The sequence below is a fragment of the Pseudomonas sp. I8001 genome, assembly GCF_013385345.1.
Classification (GTDB): domain Bacteria; phylum Pseudomonadota; class Gammaproteobacteria; order Pseudomonadales; family Pseudomonadaceae; genus Aquipseudomonas.
Genome location: NZ_JACAQC010000007.1, coordinates 54,871 through 74,738 on the forward strand (window position 1 = coordinate 54,871; position 19,868 = coordinate 74,738).

Consider the following 19,868-nt stretch of genomic DNA (forward strand, 5'->3'; position numbering starts at 1 on the left):
TCGAAACATTCCCCGTGCCATAACGAGACCGTTATGCCCAGATTGCCGACCGTGTTACTGCTGTCGCTGCTGACCTGGACCGCAACGGCTGGCGCGTTGACTCTCACCGATGAAGAGCGTGGCTGGCTGGCGGACCACCAAGAGTTGCGCCTGGGCGTCGACGCCTCTTGGCCACCCTTTGAATACCGCGATGAAGACGGTCGCTACCAGGGCCTGGCCGCTGATTATGTGCGGCTGATGCAGGATCGCCTTGGCGTCAGGATCAAACTGATCGAGCCGGTGAACTGGAGCGCCGTGCTGGAACAGGCCCGCAACAACCAGCTCGACCTGCTGCCGGGCATCATGTCCACACCGGAACGCCAGGGTTTCCTGTCGTTTACCCGGCCTTATCTCGACTTCCCCATCGTCATCCTCGCCCACGAAGGCGGCCCGCAACCACGCAGCCTCAAGGACCTGTACGGGTTGAAGGTGGCCGTGGTGGAAAACTACGCGCCCCATGAACTGCTGCGCACTCACCACCCGGACCTCAACCTGGTGGCCATGCCCAATGTCAGCGCTACGCTGCAGGCCCTGGCCACCGACAAGGTCGACGCCGTAGTGGGCGATCTGGCGTCCAGCGTGTGGAGCCTGCGTCAACTCAAGCTGGAAGGCCTGTACATCAGCGGCGAAACGCCTTACCGCTATCAGTTGGCCATGGGCGTACCCAAGGACGACAAGATGCTGGTGGGCATCCTCGATAAAGTCCTGGCCGACATCAGCCCGTCTGAGACCGAGGCCATCCAGCAGCGCTGGGTCGGCAACGTCATCGACCACCGCACGCTCTGGACGGATGTGCTGCTCTACGGGTTGCCTGCCGTGCTGTTGCTGAGCATCGTGCTGGCCGTGGTTATCCGGATCAATCGTCGGCTCAGCTCGGAAATTTCCCGCCGGGTCGCCCTCGAACAGGAACTGCGCAGCAGCGAATACCACTATCGCGGCCTGGTGGAGAGCCTTTCCGCGATCGCCTGGGAAGCCAGCATCAGCGATTTCACCTACAGCTACGTGTCGCCCCACGCCGAGGAACTGCTGGGTTACCCCCGTGCCCACTGGCTGATCCCGGGCTTCTGGCGCAACATCATCCACCCCGCGGACCTGACCCGCACCGAATCCTATTGCTACGCCGAAACCCGGGCCAACCGCGACCACAGTGTCGACTACCGGGTGATCACCGCCGATGGACGCTGCCTGTGGGTGCGGGACATCGTCAGCCTGATCGAACACGGCCACGAACCCGTGCTGCGCGGCCTGATGATCGACATCAGCGAAGCCAAGCGCACCGAGGAAGCGTTGCAGCTTTCGGAACAGAAATTCGCCTCTGTGTTCCAGCAATGCCCGGACATCCTGGTCATCGCCCGGCTATCGGACGGCTGCCTGATGGAGGTCAATAAGGCATTCGAAGACCAGATCGGCCTGAGCGCCGAAGCAGTCGTAGGAAAAACCGCCACTGAACTGAATATCTGGGGCATCCAGGGCGTAGGCCCCGGCCTGCTGCAACGGGTACAGACCACCAGCATCCGCAACCTGGAAATGCCCTTCCTGCGCAGCAACGGCCAGGCCTTCACCGGACTGATCTCCGCCGAACCCTTTCAACTGGATACCACCGAAGCCCTGGTCGTGGTGGTGCGTGACATCACCCAGCTGAAAGAAACCCAGCAGCGACTGCAGACCTCCGAAGAGAAATTCGCCAAGGCCTTTCATGCCTCTCCCGACGGCCTGCTGTTGTCCCGCCAAAGCGACGGTTTGCTGATTGAGGTCAACGAAGGATTCAGTCGAATTACCGGCTTCAACAGCGTGATGTCGCTGGACCAGTCAACCCTGGACCTCGGGATCTGGGTCGACCTGAACGAACGCAAAGATATGCTGGAGCGGCTGCAACGGGATGGATTTGTCCGCGACTTTGTCTGCCACATCCGCCGCAGCGACGGCGAAATTCGCCTGTGTGAAGTCTCCAGCCGCCCGCTGCCCATCGGCGACGACGACTGCATGCTGACCATCGCCCGGGACATCACCGAACGCCAACTGATGCAGGAAAAACTGCAACAGGCCGCCACCGTGTTCGAGAGCACGGCCGAAGGCGTACTGATCACCGACACCCGGCAAAATATCAGCGCCGTGAACCGCGCCTTCAGCGAGATCACCGGCTACAGCGAAGCCGAGGCCCTCGGCCAAACCCCGCGCCTGCTTGCCTCGGGCCTGCACGACAGCGCCTTCTACGCGGCCATGTGGCACCAACTGACGGCCAACGGCCACTGGCAAGGCGAGATCTCCAACCGGCGCAAGAGCGGCGAGCTGTACCCCAGCTGGCTGACCATCAGCGCCGTGCGCAACCGCGAGGAGTCGATCACCCACTTCGTCGCCGTGTTTGCCGACATCTCCAGCCTCAAGCACGCCCAGGCGCGCCTCGATTACCAGGCCCACCACGACCCGCTGACCGGCCTGCCCAACCGCACCCTGTTTGAAAGCCGCCTGCAAGCCGCCCTCAACAACCAACAGGAAACCGGCAGCCAGGGCGCCGTACTGTTCCTCGACCTCGACCGCTTCAAACACATCAACGACAGCCTCGGCCACCCGATTGGCGACCTGCTGCTCAAGGACATCGCCGTTCGCCTCAAGGACCAACTGCGAGACGTCGACACCGTCGCCCGCCTGGGCGGTGACGAATTCATCATCCTGCTGCCCGGCCTGCAACAAGCCAGCGACGCCGAACACCTGGCCAATAAGCTGCTGGCCTGCTTCACCCCACCGTTCCAGGCGGGCGAGCATGAGTTCTTCATCAGCGCCAGCATCGGCACCAGCCTGTACCCACGGGACGGAAACGACGTCGCCACCCTGGTCAAAAACGCCGACGCCGCCATGTACCGCTCCAAGGCCAAAGGCCGCAACCGCGTCGAAAGCTACACCCAGGACCTCACCGCGCAAGCCAACGAACGCGTGGCCCTGGAACACGAACTGCGCCGAGCGATCGAGCGCGACGAATTGTCTCTCTATTACCAGCCGAAACTCAGCCTCGACACCCAACAACTGATCGGCGCCGAAGCCCTGATTCGCTGGCGCCACCCCACCTTCGGCGAAGTGCCGCCCGAGCACTTCATTGCCCTGGCCGAAGAGAACGGCATGATCCTGCAGATTGGCGACTGGGTACTGGAGCAGGCCTGCCGACAGATGCACGACTGGCGAGAAATTTTTGATGACTTCGGCCCGCTGTCCGTCAACCTCGCCGGCGCGCAACTGCGCCACCCCAACCTGCTGGCGCGCATCGAGCAACTGCTGCGGGACAACCGCCTGGAGCCTGGCTGCCTGCAACTGGAGATCACCGAAAACTTCATCATGAGCCAGGCCGAAGAAGCGCTGGAGGTGCTGCACCAGCTCAAGCATCTGGGCGTGCAACTGGCCATTGATGACTTCGGCACCGGCTATTCGTCCCTCAGCTACCTGAAACGCCTGCCGCTGGACTTCCTGAAGATCGACCAATCCTTCGTCCGTGGCCTGCCCGACGACCCACACGATGCGGCGATCGTGCGCGCCATCATCGCCCTTGGGCACAGCATGCAATTCACCATCATTGCCGAGGGCGTAGAAACGCCGGCCCAGCAAGCGTTTCTGGCGGCTGAAGGTTGTGAGCAGATGCAGGGCTACATCGTCAGCCTGCCGCTGCCGCCGGACCTTTTCGCCGCTACGTTCCTTCGTATGAGCGTTTCGGACTTTTCGGATGGCACAGCGAAGAAACCATCGCTATAATCCGCGGCCTACTGAGGGCCTATAGCTCAGTTGGTTAGAGCAGGGGACTCATAATCCCTTGGTCGTAGGTTCGAGTCCTACTGGGCCCACCATCTTGAAAGCCGCGCATTGCGCGGCTTTGTCGTTTCTGGCGCGCGTGAGTCGTGCAGCAATGAAACATTAGTTAGTTGTCCCGAACGGCTACGGCACTGACCATGATTCCCAGTCAACGCCAATTCAGCACGAGGGAAACTTGTTCCATGCATCAGCAAAAACGCTCGCCGCGCAACGCAATCCACGGCCTGGGCATACGTGCCACAGCCGCCGTCGTAATCACCCTCGCAACCTTGAGCGGCGCACAAGCCGCCCCCGCCGCCACTGACTCCATCAAGGCATTCAAGCTCTGCACCGGCGCCGACAACAATTCGCACGTACTGGAAGGCACCATCGACCAGAGCATGCGCAATGACGTGACCGCCGTTCACTTCAAGCAAACGGCGGCGCATTCCTCGTATAGCTGGCATAACGACCCGGAGCCACAGTACGTCATGACGCTGTCCGGCACCCTGGCGTTCGTGACACGCGGCGGTGAGAAGTTCACGTTGCATCCGGATGAAGTACTGATCGCCGAAGACAACACCGGCACAGGGCATCGCTGGAATCTGGTGGACGATCAACCGTGGCGGCGAGGGTACGTGGTGCTGAAGCCGGGCGCGCCGGATTCATTTATCCCGAACGATGCTGCCGCTGCGAAGGTGTGCAAGGGGTCGTAGTCTCGCTGATCACACCTCCTCGAATAAAAGAAAGACTTACGCTTTGCGGTGTAAGCCTTTTTTGTACTGCGTGCTCTACCGGCCCGTTATCAAACGGAAAGTTCGCGCAAAGCCGCCGTCGCCAGGAACCCAGAGCGCGAGGCATAGCGATGGTCTTTTTGCACTCGCTCATCGATACGATTCAAAAGTTGCTCAGGCAGTGAGGCGTTGAACCTGACTGACTTGCCCAGGTAAGGAGTGAGATCAAAGTCGATCACCGCCCACACGCCACCCGCAAAGTCCGGATTCTCCAAATGGACGTCGACCTCTCTAGCCTGAGGAAGCCGCTCCTCATCAGCAACCAATCCCTCGAGGTGCAGCGCTAAAGCTTCGCGGACATTATCCAGAGCTTCGGAAAAGGTTGTGCCCGCAGAAAAGCAACCTGGCACGTCCGGGACGGTCACGCTGTAATCTGAATCAGCGTCTTTGTGTATCACCACTGGAAATTTCATTTTTCCTCCTTTGAATGAGCCGCAGCGGGATCATTCACCACATAACCTACGGTCATCACTTCAGGCCTGCTGATTTCAAAATGCTGTGCAAGGTCCCCTTGGCTATCTCTGATTTAGGATGAGGAACCGTCACCCGGCCGGGCTTGGTTGAGTGCTTGAATTGATGGTGACTGCCTTTCGCCGCCACCTCAAACCATCCATCCGCCATCAGCAAGTCAATTACCTCTCTGCTTCTCATCGCGCCCGCTCCACAGTGTGTATCTTACACACCGAAGGTATCCTGCAGCATCTTTTATACACACAGGACACACCAATGAAAAAAGCCCGCTCATTTCTGAACGGGCTCATGCGAAGAATATGATGACGACGCCTATCGCCGCTTCGCCAGCGAACTAATGTCAGTTTTTGTGCCTTGACTGACTCTCAGCTTACCAACGCATTAACAATGACTTGCGCCGTACCTAGCAACGGCGCATCCCCTCTAAACGCCCCAATTACCTGCAACCCCACCGGCAACTCCCCTTCCCCACGCATCACCGGTACATTCACCTGCGGCAAGCCAAACGCGCCCCAGAACTTGATGAAGTCCGACGGGCCCGTGGTCGCCAACCCCACCGGCGCCAGCATCCCGCAGGAAGCACTCAACATCGCATCAAACGGCTGGCAGATTTGCGCAAGCTGCGGGGCCAGTTGTACCAAGCGGGCCTTGGCTGCCGACTCCTGCTCCCAACTCGTCGTCTGGGCGCGCTCGATCATGGCCAACGTCGAGTCGCTGAGTAGTTCGGGATGAGACTGAAACTCCTTGGCCAATGAACGGGCACCTTCGCAATCGTTGATCAACTGGTGATCGTCGAATACTCCGTCGAACGCTTCAGGCAACACGACCTCACTGACAAGAGGCCCCAACCGTGCAACCGCTCGTTCAATAGCCTCGGCCACCAACGGCTGCACATCCGACCAGCGAGAGGTACGGCAGAAACCAAGCCGCAAGGGCCGACGCCCCGCCTCAACAGCCGGAAACCCAGGGATCAACACCCGCGCCACCCGCTCAAGATCACGCACCGAACGGCCATACCAACCCACGGTATCGAAGCTCGGCGCCAGGGGTTTCACGCCTTCCAGCGAGACCAGTCCAAACGACGGTTTGAAGGCATACAACCCGCAATAAGCGGCTGGCTTGAGCAGCGACCCAGCCGTCTGGGTACCCAACGCCAACGGGAAAAACCCGGCCGCCATCCCCGCCGCGGAACCCGCGCTGGAGCTACCCGGCGTGCGGGACAGATCGAGCGGATTACGCGTCGGCCCTGTGTGCATGTAGGCAAATTCGGTGGTGTGGGTCTTGCCCATGATGATCGCGCCCGCCTGTCGTAGCAGCGTCACCACATGGGCATCCCGCGATGGACGATTACCCAGGTAAATCGGCGAATAGAATTCCGTTGGGTGGTCGGCGGTATCAAAGATGTCCTTGACCCCCACGGGCAAGCCCGCCAGCGGACCGGAACAGCCTTCAAGCTGCAACGCCTGCTCGCGCACCGCCTCAGCGTCGAAGGATACAAACGCCTGGATATCTGGTTCGTCGACACCTATGCGCGCAAGAAAGTGTTCAGCAACCAAAGCCGGCGTAATCGCCCCCGAACCCACCGCCTCGGCGATGCCCGTTGCATCCAGGCCATTCATCAAAGCGCCCTCACTTGGCAAACAACTGCCCAATGTCCTTGAACGCCTTGAACTCCAACGCGTTGCCGCACGGGTCAAACAGAAACAACGTCGCCTGCTCGCCCACCTGGCCTTTGAAACGAATATGCGGTTCCAACACAAACTGGGTATTGCGCGCCTGCAAACGCTCCGCCAACGCATGCCAATCATCCCAACTCAACACCACGCCAAAATGCGGCACCGGCACGTCGTGGCCGTCCACTGCATTGGTGTGCGCCGCCTCTTGAGAAGCGGTTTTCGGGTGCTCATGAATCACCAATTGATGCCCGAAGAAGTCGAAGTCGACCCAGTGATCACTGGCACGTCCCTCCTCCAACCCAAACACCTCGCCATAAAACTGCCGCGCAGCCGCCAGGTCGAATACCGGAATTGCCAAGTGAAAAGGAGCCAGTGCCATCAGGTCTAACCTCTATGGGTATTAAGTCCTTGCGAGTCTAGCCTTGCCGTAACCGATGGAAAGACGATAGTTTTCGCAGCGAGCTCAAATTATTTCGATCAATCGAGACGCCCATGCTGCGGGAACTGAAAACCTTTATCGCCGTTACCCGCCATGGCACGTTCGCCGCAGCGGGCATGCATATCGGGCTGACACAATCGGCGGTGAGTGCGCAGATCCGTCAGTTGGAGCAGGTGCTCGGCGTGCAGTTGTTCGACCGAACCGGGCGCCAGGCCACGCTGAACGCGGCGGGGATCCGCGCGCTGCCGCTGGCCAGGGAGATTCTCGAGACGTTCAACCGCATGGCTGTGCCGGTGGATGCCAATGAGTACAGGGGCGAGTTGAAGGTCGGCGCCATCACCACCGCCCAGACCGGCCTGCTGCCCCAGGCTCTGGTGCGTTTGCGCCAGGCGGCGCCGACGGTGGAGTGCAAGTTGGTGCCGGGAGTTTCCCTGGAGCTGCTCAGCCAGGTGGATGCAGGCGAACTCGACTCGGCGATCATCATTCGCCCACCCTTTGACTTGCCCAAGGAACTGCACGTGCAACTGCTGCGCAGGGAGCCGTTTGTGTTGATCGCGCCGCTGACGGTCGAGGGGGATGACCCGCTGCAACTGCTCGCCGCTCATCCTCACGTGCGCTACGACCGGGCTTCGTTTGGCGGGCGGCTGGTCAGTCGCTTTCTGCGGGATCAGCGGCTGGACGTGCAAGTGGCGCTGGAACTGGACGAGATTGAGGCGCTGGTCAAAATGGTCGAATGCGGCCTGGGCGTTTCACTGGTTCCCCACGCCGGACTATGGCTGGACCGATCCCCGCAGGTGCGTGTCATCCCGCTGGGCGAGCTGACCTTTAACCGGGAAATCATCTTGCTGAGCCGCTACAGCCAGCGCAACCTTCCGGTGCCACAACTCTTTGCCCGATGCCTGCTGGCAGACACGATCTAAGACGCAAAAAAAAGCCGCACATCCGTGCGGCTTTTTCACGCCCTATTTCTTGGGCAACGCGTAGGCAATCACATAATCCCCACGGTCCGGCGACTGTCGCGCGCCGCCAGCGGTGAGCACGATGTACTGCGTGCCGGTCTTGGGCGACACGTAGGTCATCGGCCCCGACTGGCTACCCACCGGCAGCCGTGATTTCCAGATCTCGTTGCCGTTGCCGGTGTCGAAAGCGCGCAGGTAGAAGTCCTGGGTGCCGGCGAAGAACAACAGACCAGACTGGGTCGCCAGCGATGCGCCAAGGGTCGGCATGCCAATCGGAATCGGCATGTGCATGCGGATACCCAGCGGCCCGGTGTCTTCAACCGTGCCCACCGGCACTTGCCACATCAGCTTGTGGGTTTTCAGATCGATGGCCGACATAGTGCCAAACGGCGGTTTCTGACACGGAATGCCCGCCGCCGAGAGGAAGCGCTCGCGCATCGCGCCGAATGGCGTACCGTCTTGCGGCACTACGCCCATTTCGATGCCACTGGCACCGGCGGCGATCTTGTCGCGCGGAATCATGTAGTTGGCCAAACCCAGGCGCATGTCGTTGACGAACATATAGTGGGTGTTCGGGTCCACCGACACGCTGCCCCAGTTCATACCCCCAAGCGAACCCGGGAATTGCAGCGCACGGTCCAGGCCTGGCGGCGTATAGACGCCCTGGTGACGCATGCCCTTGAACTGGATGCGGCACATCAGTTGGTCAAACGGCGTGGCGCCCCACATGTCGGATTCGGTCAGCTGCTGATTGCCGATCGAAGGCATGTCCACCGAGAACGGCTGAGTCGGCGAATAACGCTCGCCGGGCACGTTGCCCTGGGGCACCGGGCGCTCTTCAACCCTGGCGATGGGCACGCCGGTTTCGCGGTTGAGCAGGAAGATCTCGCCTTGCTTGGTGACTTGAGCCAGTGCTGGCTGTACGCCGCCGTTGCCGTCCGGAATGTCGTAGAGCAGCGGTTGCGCCGGCAGGTCAAAGTCCCAAAGGTCGTGGTGAGTGGTCTGGAAGTGCCAGCGCACTTGGCCGGTCTTCACGTCGAGGGCGACGATGGAGGAACTCCATTTGTCGTCATAGGCGGTACGTTCACCGGCGAAGAAATCCGGAGTGGCGTTACCGGTAGGCAGGTAGACCAGGCCGAGCTTGGCGTCGTAGGACATGGCCGACCATACGTTCGGCGTGCCGCGGGTGTAGGTCTCTCCCGCAGGCGGACGTTTGGTGGTGTTCGGGTTGCCCGGGTCCCAGGCCCACATCAGTTCGCCGCTGTGCACGTCAAAGGCGCGCACTACGCCTGGCGGTTCACCGGTGGAGAAGTTGTCTGCCACACGCCCGCCCACGATCACCACATCGCCCGCCACCAGTGGCGTCGAGGTTTGCTGGTAATAACCGGGCTTCACTTCGCCCATGTCGGTCTTCAGGTCGACGGTGCCGTGGTCGCCGAAGTCTTCGCAAGGCGCGCCGGTTTCAGCATTGATCGCAATCAACCGGGCATCGCCGGTCGGCAGAAACAGACGTTTCACACAGGCTTTGGCGCCGGCGGGTTGCTCGCTGGCACTGCTGTCGAAATACCCCAGGCCACGGCAACGCTGCCAGTTGGGGCCGCTGCCCTGGGGATCGAATTTCCAGCGTTGGGCACCGGTATCGGCATCCAGGGAAAACACTTTGCCGTAGGCGGTGCACACGTAAACGCTGTCACCGATCTGCAGCGGGGTGTTCTGGTCTTCGGCACCGGCGCCATTGCTCTCGGGGATATCGCCGGTGTGGAAGGTCCAGGCCACCTGCAACTTGTCGATGTTGCCTTTGTTGATCTGGTCCAGCGCGGCAAACCGATTGCCGGCGGTGGTGTTGCCCCAGTGGGCCCAGTCTTTTTGCTCGGTGCCCGGCGTTACCGCAGTCACCGCAGGCTCACTGCTGGCCTTGACCACGTGGGTCGGTACAAACATGTACGCCAGGGTGGCGACCACGCCCAGGCCCAGCAGCCCGGCAACGCCATAGGCGCCGCGCCCGGGTGTCGATCCGGAAGCGCGGGCGAGCTGTGGATAAATCAGCGCGACTACCAGGCCGATGACGGCGAAGGTCAGGACTCGCGAAACCAACGGCCAGTATTCCAGACCGGTATCCCACACCGCCCAGGTCGCAGTCAGCACCAATGCCACGGCGTACAGCCATGCGCCCTGAGGCCGGCGCTTGGCGATCAGCACACCAGAGACCAGCATCGCCAGGCCCATCAGCAGGAAATACCAACTGCCGCCCAGCACTACGAGGTAACCGCCACCGCCTGCCAAACCCAGGCCAATCAAGGCGATCAGCAGGCCCAGCCCAACCAGCAACCATCTGCTGCCGGTGGCAGCCCCAAAGTTATTCATCGCGCAAACGTCCTTCCTGTATACCTAACGCAAAATAATGTACCAAACAGTTACTTTTCACAATCTGGCACAAAATAATGTGTTCGATCAGCGGCGAAAATAAATTCCCGGCCGGGCGGGCAGTATCGCCAGGACCGAGCCTGTAACATGCTCGCCCATTGATGCCCGCGCCGGAGAACACCTTGTCCGCCTCTCACCCTCCCGTCCTCGATGAAATCGATCGCCAGTTGATCGCCGCCTTGCAGATCAACGCGCGTGAAAGTGTGGCCATGCTTGCCCGGCAACTGGGCATCGCGCGCACCACCGTCACCTCACGCCTGGCGCGCCTGGAAAAAACCCAGGTGATTACCGGCTATGGCGTGCGCCTCAGCCAGCGGGTGGTGGACGGTGGTTTGCAGGCCTACGTGGGGATCACCGTGCAACCGCGCTCCGGCAAGGAAGTGCTGCGCCGGATCAGCGCCATGGCGCAGGTTCAGCAGTTATGTGCGGTAAGCGGCGAGTTCGATTACGTGGCCTGGCTGCGCACCGATTCGCCGGAACAGCTGGATCAACTGCTGGACCAGATCGGCAGCGTCGACGGCGTGGAGAAGACCACCACCTCGATCATCCTCAGTAACAAACTGGATCGCGGACAACCAATCTGACCAGCAATCTCGTCATTCTGACTAAAAACAATTCAATCCGACGACACATTGCGTCTTATTAACGAACGCTACGCTCCCTAGAATGGCTGCCATCTTTTCCTATACTCAGCGGGTCGCGCCCCGCCGAGCCGCCAGCAAGGTCAGCCATGAGCATTCCTTCCAGCACCATCAGCAAGACCAATCGCCACCCCGCCACCGGTAAAAAGCCGATCACCATCTTTGGCCCGGACTTCCCGTTTGCCTTTGATGACTGGATCGAGCATCCGGCGGGCCTGGGCAGCATTCCGGCGGCCAACCACGGCGCCGAAGTGGCGATCGTCGGCGCCGGGATTGCCGGGCTGGTAGCCGCCTATGAGTTGATGAAGCTGGGCCTTAAACCCGTAGTGTATGAAGCCTCGAAAATGGGTGGCCGCCTGCGCTCCCAGGCGTTTGAAGGCGCCGAAGGCATCATTGCGGAACTGGGTGGCATGCGCTTCCCGGTGTCCTCCACCGCGTTCTACCACTATGTGGACAAGCTCGGGCTGGAGACCAAACCCTTCCCCAACCCGCTGACGCCGGCTTCCGGCAGCACGGTCATCGACCTCGAAGGCCAGACGCACTACGCACAGAAACTCGCTGACCTTCCTGCACTGTTCCAGGAAGTGGCTGACGCCTGGGCCGACGCCCTGGAAGCCGGCTCGCAGTTCGCCGATATCCAGCAAGCCATCCGCGACCGTGACGTACCGCGCCTGAAAGAGCTGTGGAATACGCTGGTTCCGTTGTGGGACGACCGCACCTTCTACGACTTCGTGGCGACCTCCAAAGCGTTCGCCAAGTTGTCCTTTCATCACCGCGAAGTGTTCGGCCAGGTCGGCTTTGGCACCGGCGGCTGGGACTCGGACTTCCCCAACTCGATGCTGGAAATCTTCCGCGTGGTGATGACCAACTGCGACGATCACCAGCATCTGGTGGTCGGCGGCGTCGCCCAAGTGCCCATGGGCATCTGGCGCCATGTGCCGGAGCGTTGCGCCCACTGGCCCGAAGGCACCAGCCTCAGTTCCCTGCACAACGGTGCGCCACGGGCCGGGGTCAAGCGCATTGCCCACGCGCCGGACGGCCGTTTCGCCGTCACCGACAACTACGGTGACACCCGCGAATACGCCGCCGTGCTGACCACCTGCCAGAGCTGGCTGCTGACCACCCAGATCGAGTGCGACGAAACCCTGTTCTCGCAAAAGATGTGGATGGCCCTGGACCGTACCCGCTACATGCAGTCGTCGAAGACCTTCGTGATGGTCGACCGGCCATTCTGGAAGGACAAGGATCCGGAAACCGGCCGCGACCTGATGAGCATGACGCTGACGGATCGCCTGACCCGCGGCACCTATCTGTTCGACAACGGTGACGACAAGCCGGGGGTGATCTGCCTGTCCTACTCCTGGATGAGCGATGCGCTGAAAATGCTTCCGCAACCCATCGAGAAACGCGTGAAACTGGCTCTGGATGCGCTGAAGAAGATCTACCCGAAAGTCGATATCGCCGCGCGCATCATCGGCGATCCGATCACCGTGTCATGGGAAGCAGACCCGCATTTCCTCGGTGCTTTCAAAGGCGCACTTCCCGGCCACTATCGCTACAACCAACGGATGTATGCGCACTTCATGCAGAAGGACATGCCGGCGGAGCAACGCGGTATTTTCATTGCCGGTGACGACGTGTCCTGGACCCCGGCGTGGGTTGAAGGCGCCGTGCAAACCTCGCTGAACGCGGTGTGGGGCATCATGACTCACTTCGGTGGCAGCACTCACCCGCAGAACCCGGGGCCGGGGGATGTGTTCGACGAGATCGGACCGATCGCACTGCCCGAGTAAGGAGTTGCCCATGCGTGTTGCCCTGTATCAATGCCCGCCTTTGCCGCTGGACGTGGCCGGCAATCTCAAGCGCCTGCATCAGTTGGCGCAAGAGGCCACCGACGCCGACCTGCTGGTACTGCCGGAGATGTTCCTCACCGGCTATAACATCGGCGTGGAAGCGGTCGGCGCCCTGGCTGAAACCCAGGACGGTCCCGCTGCCCAGTCCATCGCCGCGCTGGCGAAAAACTCGGGCGTGGCGATTCTGTATGGCTATCCGGAGCGCGGTGCAGACGGGCAGATCTACAACGCCGTGCAGTTGATAGACGCCAACGGCCAACGCCAGTGCAACTACCGCAAGACCCACCTGTTTGGCGATCTCGACAACTCGATGTTCAGCGCCGGGGACGATGATTTTCCGCTGGTGGAATTGAACGGCTGGAGGCTGGGTTTCCTGATTTGCTATGACCTGGAATTCCCGGAGAACACCCGGCGCCTGGCGCTGGCCGGGGCGGAGTTGATCCTGGTGCCGACGGCCAATATGGTGCCCTTCGATTTCGTCGCCGATGTGACCGTGCGGGCGCGGGCGTTTGAAAACCAGTGTTATGTGGCCTACGCCAATTACTGCGGGCAGGAAGGCGAGATCCAGTATTGCGGGCAAAGCAGCATCGCCGCGCCGGATGGCCAGCGGATTGCCCAGGCCGGTCTGGATGAAGCGCTGATCGTGGGCACACTCGATCGGCAGTTGATGGGCGACTCACGCGCGGCCAATCGCTACCTGCTGGACCGGCGTCCCGAGCTTTATGGTGCGTTGCACAAGCACTGATCCGGCAGGTTTGCGCTAGCATAGGCACTTCCTACGTTTCGGAAGTGCTCATGCCTGCGCCGGCCCACCCTCATCACCTTCAATTGACCCTGGCCAGCGGCCTGCGGGTTTCCTTGCATCATGCGCCGCGCTTGAAGCGCGCCGCGGCTGCCTTGCGCGTTGCAGCGGGCAGCCACGATGTACCCCTGGCGTGGCCGGGACTGGCGCATTTTCTTGAGCATTTATTGTTCCTGGGCACCGAGCGTTTTCCTGCAAGCGAAGGGCTGATGGCCTACGTCCAGCGCCAGGGTGGACAGGTGAATGCCAGCACCCGCGAGCGCACTACCGACTTTTTCTTTGAGGTGCCTGTTACGGCATTTGAAGCCGCACTGGAGCGCCTGGGGGACATGCTCGCCCATCCGCGCCTGGCCCTGGAAGACCAGTTGCGTGAGCGCGAAGTATTGCAGGCGGAGTTTATTGCCTGGTCGCAAGATGCCACGGCGCAACAGCAACAAGCGTTGCTGGGAGGGGTTGCGGCGGATCATCCGTTGCGCGCGTTTCATGCGGGCAACCGGGATAGCTTGGCGGTAGAGCGTGAGGATTTTCAGCAGGCGTTGCGGGATTTTTATGAAGGTTTCTATCATTCCGGGCAGATGACCTTGAGCCTTGCGGGCCCTCAGTCGCTGGTGGAGCTGGAGGCATTGGCGCATCAGTTTGGCGCTGCGCTGAAGACTGCACCTCTGCGGCGACAGACGCCGGCGCCAGCGTTGCTGGCCGGCAATCAACGTACCTATCAACACACCGATGAACACCACTGGCATCAGGTGGTGGCAAGCGAGGCTTCCCCTGAGGCGCTGGATTTCCTCTGCCTGTGGCTGAACACTTCGGCGCCCGGCGGGTTGCTCGCCGAGTTGCAGTCGCGGCAGTTAGTCAGTGCCATTAACGCAACGGCGCTGTATCAATTTGCCGGACAGGCGTTGTTGGATATCAAGTTCACCCTGGACACTCAGGGTGCGCAGCAGACGACACTGATCGAAGAACTGCTGCACGACTGGCTGAGCTTTTTCGCACACAGTGACTGGGCGCCCCTGCGGGAAGAGTACGCCTTGCTGCTTGCTCGCAAACAACAGGTCAGTGGTGCCCTGGCATTGGCCCGGCAGGCCAACGAACTCGTCCTGTCCGAGCAAAGCGCCAGCTCCCTCAAGACCCTGTTGGACTCGCTGCAATTGCCGCCGTCCCGGCACGCCTGGCAACTGCCGCCCACCAATCCGTTCCTGCAGCCGACAGCCAGGGAAGAGCGCCCGGGGCTGATTCGCGGGCAAACCAGCGCCCATCGTGGCCTGCGCACGTTCGCCCAGGATCGCTCCCGTGGGCGGAAGGACCTTTCGGCGCTGACCTTCAGCCAGGCCTTGCCAGGCGACACAGATGAAGGCGCGCTCTACCTGCGCTGGCATCTGGATTCGCCGCTGGATGCAGAGCTTTTCCCACGGCTGCGTGAGAACGCCAGCCAGGCTGGCGTCCAGTTGTCTTTCGAGACAATCGGCGGTCACTGGCAGCTGAAGATGCTAGGGCTGCACGAACCCATGCCCGCGATATTGGAGGAAGTGGCCCGTGAGCTGACCCGCCTCGACGAAAATGCCAGAGCGTCATCGTTCCCGGCACCGGCAATGGCGATCCGACAGTTGCTCAAGGCATTACCCGAGTATTGCGCCGACATCCCAGCTGCACAGCAGGTTGCTGGGCAAGACCGATGGTCAACCGCTCGCTGGCAAGGGCTTGCCGTGGGACTGTCCGCCGCCTGCGAGACGGCGATAAAAAGTGCAGCCGGGAAACTGCCCGGCCAACCCCAAGCGGCTATCAGCGAACTGCCGTCAATCAGCAGCCAGCATCGTTGGCACGAAGTCAGGACCGATTCCAGCGATGCCGCGTTGCTGCTGTTCTGCCCGACAGCCACACGCTCCTTGGCGGACGAGGCTTGCTGGCGCCTCCTCGCACATCTGGTGCAAGCGCCGTTCTACCAGCAACTGCGTGTTGAGCTTCAATTGGGCTACGCGGTGTTCAGCGGCATCCGACAGTACAACGGGCAAACCGGCCTGCTGTTTGGGGTGCAATCCCCAAGCGCGTCTCTTGCGCAAATACTTGATCGCCTGCAGGCGTTCCTGAAGCAACTGCCCGCGCTGATCAACGCCAGCGAACTGTCGAACGATCTGGCCCGGCAATTTTCCCTCGACGCCCTACCCACTTCCCAAGCCGCTGAACTGCTCTGGCACGCGCACTTGGCAGGCCACCCGTCGGATTACATCCAGCAGCTGCAAGATTTCATCCAGACCCGCACCCGCGAGGATTTAATGGTAGCTGCACAGCAACTCAATGCTGCTGCAGGCGGATGGCGCTGTGTGGCCAATGGCGCTTGTGCCGCCGGCTCCTGGCAACGATCTGGCTGATCATTGCCGCTTCGGTAAAAGGCTTTTTCCCGCAGGACAGCGCTATCTTCAAAAGAAGTACGTAACATTCACATGCACACATCTGAACATCTCCGCTTGGAGGTGGACTATATGTATTACTTGGTAGTAAACGTCCCTTCCCTTCGTAGGAGTAAGAACATGACCTGGTCCAAACCTGCTTACACTGATCTGCGTATCGGCTTTGAAGTCACCATGTACTTTGCCAGCCGCTGATTGGCTTTGTATCGCAATGCAACGCCTCGGCTCGCCCGGGGCGTTTTTATTTTTGAGTTGTGTGTAATGGAGCGGCCATGTTTGTCCAGATTCTAGGTTCCGCCGCGGGCGGTGGTTTCCCGCAATGGAACTGCAACTGCGTGAACTGTGCAGGTTTTCGCGACGGCAGCCTGCGGGCCGAGGCGCGTACCCAGTCGTCCATCGCGATTTCCGATGACGGCGTGAACTGGGTGCTGTGCAACGCCTCGCCAGATATCCGCGCCCAGCTTCAAGGCTTCGCCCCGATGCAACCGGGCCGCGCGCTGCGGGATACCGGCATCAGCGCGATCATCCTGATGGACAGCCAGATCGACCACACCACCGGCCTGCTCAGCCTGCGCGAAGGCTGCCCGCACCAGGTGTGGTGCACCGACATGGTCCATGAAGACCTGAGCACCGGCTTCCCGCTGTTCACCATGCTGACCCACTGGAACGGCGGCCTGGCCTGGAACCGCATCGAGCTGGACGCCAGCTTCACGATCCCCGCCTGCCCCAACCTGCGCTTTACGCCATTGCCCCTGCGTAGCGCGGCACCGCCCTACTCGCCTCACCGATTCGACCCACACCCGGGCGACAACATCGGCCTGATCGTCGAAGACCTGCGCACCGGCGGCAAGCTGTTCTATGCGCCGGGCCTGGGCAAGGTTGACGCACCGTTGCTGGAAATAATGGCCGGCAGCGATTGCCTGCTGGTGGACGGCACGATGTGGGACGACGACGAAATGCAGCGCCGTGGCGTCGGCACCCGCACCGGTCGCGAGATGGGCCACCTGGCACAAAACGGCCCCGGCGGCATGCTGGAAGTGCTGGAGCAGTTGCCCAAGCAGCGCAAGGTGCTTATCCACATCAACAACACCAACCCGATCCTGGATGAAGACTCGCCCGAGCGAGCCGAGCTGCTGCGACGCAATGTAGAAGTGGCGTACGACGGCATGAGCATTGAATTGTAGGAGCGAGCCAAATGACTGACACACCGCTGACCACCGCCGAGTTCGAACAGGCCCTGCGCGCCAAGGGCGCCTTCTACCATATCCATCACCCGTATCACGTGGCGATGTACGAAGGCCGCGCCACCCGCGAGCAGATCCAGGGCTGGGTCGCCAACCGTTTTTATTATCAGGTGAACATTCCCCTCAAGGACGCCGCGATCCTGGCCAACTGCCCGGACCGGGAGATTCGTCGTGAGTGGATCCAGCGCCTGCTGGATCACGACGGCGCTCCCGGCGAAGACGGCGGCATTGAAGCCTGGTTGCGCCTGGGACAGGCCGTCGGCCTCGACCCGGATCAACTGCGCTCCCAGGAGTTGGTACTGCCGGGCGTACGATTTGCGGTAGACGCCTACGTCAACTTCGCCCGCCGGGCCAGCTGGCAGGAAGCCGCCAGCAGTTCCCTGACCGAGTTGTTCGCCCCGCAGATCCACCAGTCGCGCCTCGACAGCTGGCCCCAGCATTACCCATGGATCGACCCCGCCGGCTACGAGTATTTCCGCACCCGCCTGGGCCAGGCTCGCCGGGATGTGGAGCACGGTCTGGCCATCACCCTGCAGCACTACACCACCCGCGAAGGCCAGGAGCGCATGCTGGAAATTCTCCAGTTCAAACTGGACATTCTTTGGAGCATGCTCGATGCAATGAGCATGGCTTATGAACTGAAACGCCCGCCGTATCACAGCGTGACCGATCAGCGTGTATGGCATAAGGGGATCACCCTATGAGCTTCGATCGCAGCAAAAAACCGACCTGGCGCCAGGGCTATCGTTTCCAGTACGAACCGGCGCAAAAAGGCCATGTGCTGCTGTACCCGGAAGGCATGATCAAGCTCAACGACAGCGCCGCCTTGATCGGTGGCTTGATCGACGGCGAGCGCGATGTCAGCGCAATCATCGCCGAGTTGGACAAGCAGTTCCCTGGCGTGCCCGAGCTCGGTGAAGACATCGAGCAATTCATGGAGGTTGCCCGTGCTCAGCACTGGATCGAACTTGCCTGACCTGCCACCCAAGCCGGAAATCGGCCTGCCGCTCTGGTTGCTGGCCGAGCTGACCTACCGCTGCCCGCTGCAATGCCCGTACTGCTCCAATCCGCTGGATTTTGCCGAGCAGGGCAAGGAACTGAGCACGGAACAGTGGATCAAGGTATTTCGTGAAGCCCGGGAAATGGGCGCTGCGCAACTGGGGTTTTCCGGCGGTGAGCCGCTGGTGCGCCAGGACCTCGCCGAACTGATCGCCGAGGCGCGCAAGCTGGGTTTCTATACCAACCTGATCACCTCCGGCATCGGCCTCACCGAGCAGAAGATCAGCGACTTCAAGAAGGCCGGCCTGGACCATATCCAGATCAGTTTCCAGGCCAGTGACGAGCAAGTGAACAACTTGCTGGCCGGCTCGAAAAAAGCCTTCGCGCAAAAACTCGAAATGGCCCGGGCAGTGAAAGCCCATGGCTACCCGATGGTGCTGAACTTCGTCACCCATCGGCACAATATCGACAAGATCGACCGCATCATTGAGCTGTGCATTGCCCTGGAAGCGGACTTTGTCGAGCTTGCCACCTGCCAGTTCTACGGCTGGGCCCAGCTCAATCGGGTCGGCCTGTTGCCGACCCAGGAACAGCTGGTGCGCGCCGAACGCATCACCAACGAATACCGCGCCAAGCTCGAAGCCGAAGGCCACCCGTGCAAGCTGATATTCGTCACGCCGGATTACTACGAGGAACGCCCGAAAGCCTGCATGAACGGCTGGGGCAGCATCTTTCTGACAGTAACGCCGGACGGTACTGCCCTGCCGTGCCACGGAGCCCGACAGATGCCGGTGCAATTTCCCAATGTGCGCGACCACAGCATGCAACACATCTGGTACGACTCGTTTGGCTTCAACCGCTTTCGCGGCTACGACTGGATGCCCGAGCCGTGCCGTTCATGTGACGAGAAGGAAAAGGACTTCGGTGGGTGCCGCTGCCAGGCGTTCATGCTGACCGGGGATGCCAGCAATGCTGACCCGGTGTGCAGCAAATCGGAGCACCACGGCATGATCCTCCAGGCCCGCGAAGAAGCGGAGCACGCCACCCAGACCATTGAGCAACTGGCCTTTCGCAATGAGCGCAACTCACGGCTGATCGCGAAAGGCTGAGGTCTTTTAGCGTTTGGCGATGATGTACACCGCGTGCACGATGCCGGGAATGTAACCGCACAAGGTCAGCAGGATGTTCAGCCAGAACGCGCCAGCGAAACCCACTTGCAGGAACACACCCAGTGGCGGCAGCAGAATAGCGATGATGATGCGAATGATATCCATGGGTTCAGCTCCAGAAAATCGGCTCGTGTGAGCCGTACAAGCTAATCGACCTTGGCTGCTGGTAAGGGTTCAGT

18 protein-coding genes and 1 tRNA gene are annotated in these 19,868 nt (G+C 61.0%); 13 read left to right on the top strand and 6 right to left on the bottom strand.

All coding sequences use genetic code 11. The features are described 5' to 3' along the window. The first annotated feature begins 33 nt into the window (after positions 1-33). The 3 genes from HX839_RS04765 to HX839_RS04775 all read left to right on the top strand — a co-directional run bounded on the left by HX839_RS04765 (position 34) and on the right by HX839_RS04775 (position 4,529). Positions 34-3,777: a bifunctional diguanylate cyclase/phosphodiesterase gene (locus tag HX839_RS04765; RefSeq protein ID WP_102370019.1), complete on the top strand. Its 3,744-nt coding sequence runs from the start codon at positions 34-36 to the stop codon at positions 3,775-3,777. Between the two features lie 15 nt (positions 3,778-3,792). After that, positions 3,793-3,869: transfer RNA gene (locus HX839_RS04770), tRNA-Ile, on the top strand. 147 nt (positions 3,870-4,016) lie between these two features. After that, a complete protein-coding gene (locus tag HX839_RS04775; protein ID WP_177066800.1) occupies positions 4,017-4,529 on the top strand; it encodes a hypothetical protein in 513 nt (170 codons plus the stop codon). Between the two features lie 89 nt (positions 4,530-4,618). Here the strand turns inward: HX839_RS04775 and HX839_RS04780 are convergent, their stop codons facing one another. From HX839_RS04780 to HX839_RS04795, 4 genes are all read right to left on the bottom strand, one after another. Beyond that, entirely contained in the window at positions 4,619-5,020 is a 402-nt protein-coding gene (locus HX839_RS04780) for a type II toxin-antitoxin system HicB family antitoxin (protein ID WP_003211020.1), read from the bottom strand. A gap of 55 nt (positions 5,021-5,075) precedes the next feature. Further along, entirely contained in the window at positions 5,076-5,258 is a 183-nt protein-coding gene (locus HX839_RS04785; protein WP_003211022.1) for a type II toxin-antitoxin system HicA family toxin, read from the bottom strand. A 185-nt stretch (positions 5,259-5,443) separates the two neighbouring features. Then, on the bottom strand, positions 5,444-6,697 hold the full coding sequence (locus HX839_RS04790) for an amidase (RefSeq protein WP_177066801.1): 1,254 nt from the start codon (positions 6,695-6,697) through the stop codon (positions 5,444-5,446). A 10-nt stretch (positions 6,698-6,707) separates the two neighbouring features. Beyond that, complete coding sequence (locus tag HX839_RS04795) at positions 6,708-7,133, bottom strand: VOC family protein (RefSeq protein WP_003211024.1); 426 nt, start codon at positions 7,131-7,133, stop codon at positions 6,708-6,710. Between the two features lie 113 nt (positions 7,134-7,246). Between HX839_RS04795 and HX839_RS04800 the strand changes: the two genes are divergently transcribed. After that, on the top strand, positions 7,247-8,113 hold the full coding sequence (locus HX839_RS04800) for a LysR family transcriptional regulator (RefSeq protein WP_003211026.1): 867 nt from the start codon (positions 7,247-7,249) through the stop codon (positions 8,111-8,113). A 42-nt stretch (positions 8,114-8,155) separates the two neighbouring features. Here the strand turns inward: HX839_RS04800 and HX839_RS04805 are convergent, their stop codons facing one another. Next, positions 8,156-10,516, bottom strand: coding sequence for a glucose/quinate/shikimate family membrane-bound PQQ-dependent dehydrogenase (locus HX839_RS04805; RefSeq protein ID WP_177066802.1), 2,361 nt, complete (start codon positions 10,514-10,516; stop codon positions 8,156-8,158). 161 nt (positions 10,517-10,677) lie between these two features. Here HX839_RS04805 and HX839_RS04810 point away from each other — a divergent pair, with 161 nt between their 5' ends. From HX839_RS04810 to pqqE, 9 genes are all read left to right on the top strand, one after another. Continuing rightward, positions 10,678-11,160: an Lrp/AsnC family transcriptional regulator gene (locus tag HX839_RS04810; protein ID WP_102604402.1), complete on the top strand. Its 483-nt coding sequence runs from the start codon at positions 10,678-10,680 to the stop codon at positions 11,158-11,160. 167 nt (positions 11,161-11,327) lie between these two features. Beyond that, a complete protein-coding gene (locus HX839_RS04815; RefSeq protein WP_032899288.1) occupies positions 11,328-13,010 on the top strand; it encodes an NAD(P)/FAD-dependent oxidoreductase in 1,683 nt (560 codons plus the stop codon). Positions 13,011-13,020: 10 nt separating this feature from the next. Continuing rightward, positions 13,021-13,815 (top strand): carbon-nitrogen hydrolase family protein, encoded by a 795-nt coding sequence (locus HX839_RS04820; RefSeq protein WP_177066803.1) that lies wholly within the window; start codon positions 13,021-13,023, stop codon positions 13,813-13,815. A gap of 50 nt (positions 13,816-13,865) precedes the next feature. Next, positions 13,866-16,238, top strand: a complete 2,373-nt coding sequence (gene pqqF / locus HX839_RS04825; RefSeq protein ID WP_177066804.1) for a pyrroloquinoline quinone biosynthesis protein PqqF — start codon at positions 13,866-13,868, stop codon at positions 16,236-16,238. A gap of 159 nt (positions 16,239-16,397) precedes the next feature. Continuing rightward, positions 16,398-16,472 (top strand): pyrroloquinoline quinone precursor peptide PqqA, encoded by a 75-nt coding sequence (gene pqqA, locus HX839_RS04830; protein ID WP_003194766.1) that lies wholly within the window; start codon positions 16,398-16,400, stop codon positions 16,470-16,472. A 77-nt stretch (positions 16,473-16,549) separates the two neighbouring features. Beyond that, positions 16,550-17,461 (top strand): pyrroloquinoline quinone biosynthesis protein PqqB, encoded by a 912-nt coding sequence (gene pqqB / locus HX839_RS04835; RefSeq protein WP_003211040.1) that lies wholly within the window; start codon positions 16,550-16,552, stop codon positions 17,459-17,461. 11 nt (positions 17,462-17,472) lie between these two features. Then, positions 17,473-18,225, top strand: coding sequence for a pyrroloquinoline-quinone synthase PqqC (pqqC, locus tag HX839_RS04840; protein WP_003211042.1), 753 nt, complete (start codon positions 17,473-17,475; stop codon positions 18,223-18,225). After that, the gene (gene pqqD / locus HX839_RS04845) at positions 18,222-18,497 is read left to right on the top strand and encodes a pyrroloquinoline quinone biosynthesis peptide chaperone PqqD (protein ID WP_003211043.1); all 276 of its coding nucleotides are present in this window, start codon (positions 18,222-18,224) and stop codon (positions 18,495-18,497) included. The genes pqqC and pqqD overlap by 4 nt, the downstream gene beginning before the upstream one ends. Continuing rightward, positions 18,490-19,629, top strand: coding sequence for a pyrroloquinoline quinone biosynthesis protein PqqE (pqqE, locus tag HX839_RS04850; protein WP_008434380.1), 1,140 nt, complete (start codon positions 18,490-18,492; stop codon positions 19,627-19,629). Before pqqD ends, pqqE begins: the two co-directional genes overlap by 8 nt. Positions 19,630-19,635: 6 nt before the next feature. Here the strand turns inward: pqqE and HX839_RS04855 are convergent, their stop codons facing one another. Continuing rightward, a complete protein-coding gene (locus HX839_RS04855) occupies positions 19,636-19,794 on the bottom strand; it encodes a YqaE/Pmp3 family membrane protein (RefSeq protein WP_003211049.1) in 159 nt (52 codons plus the stop codon). Positions 19,795-19,868 lie beyond the last annotated feature (74 nt).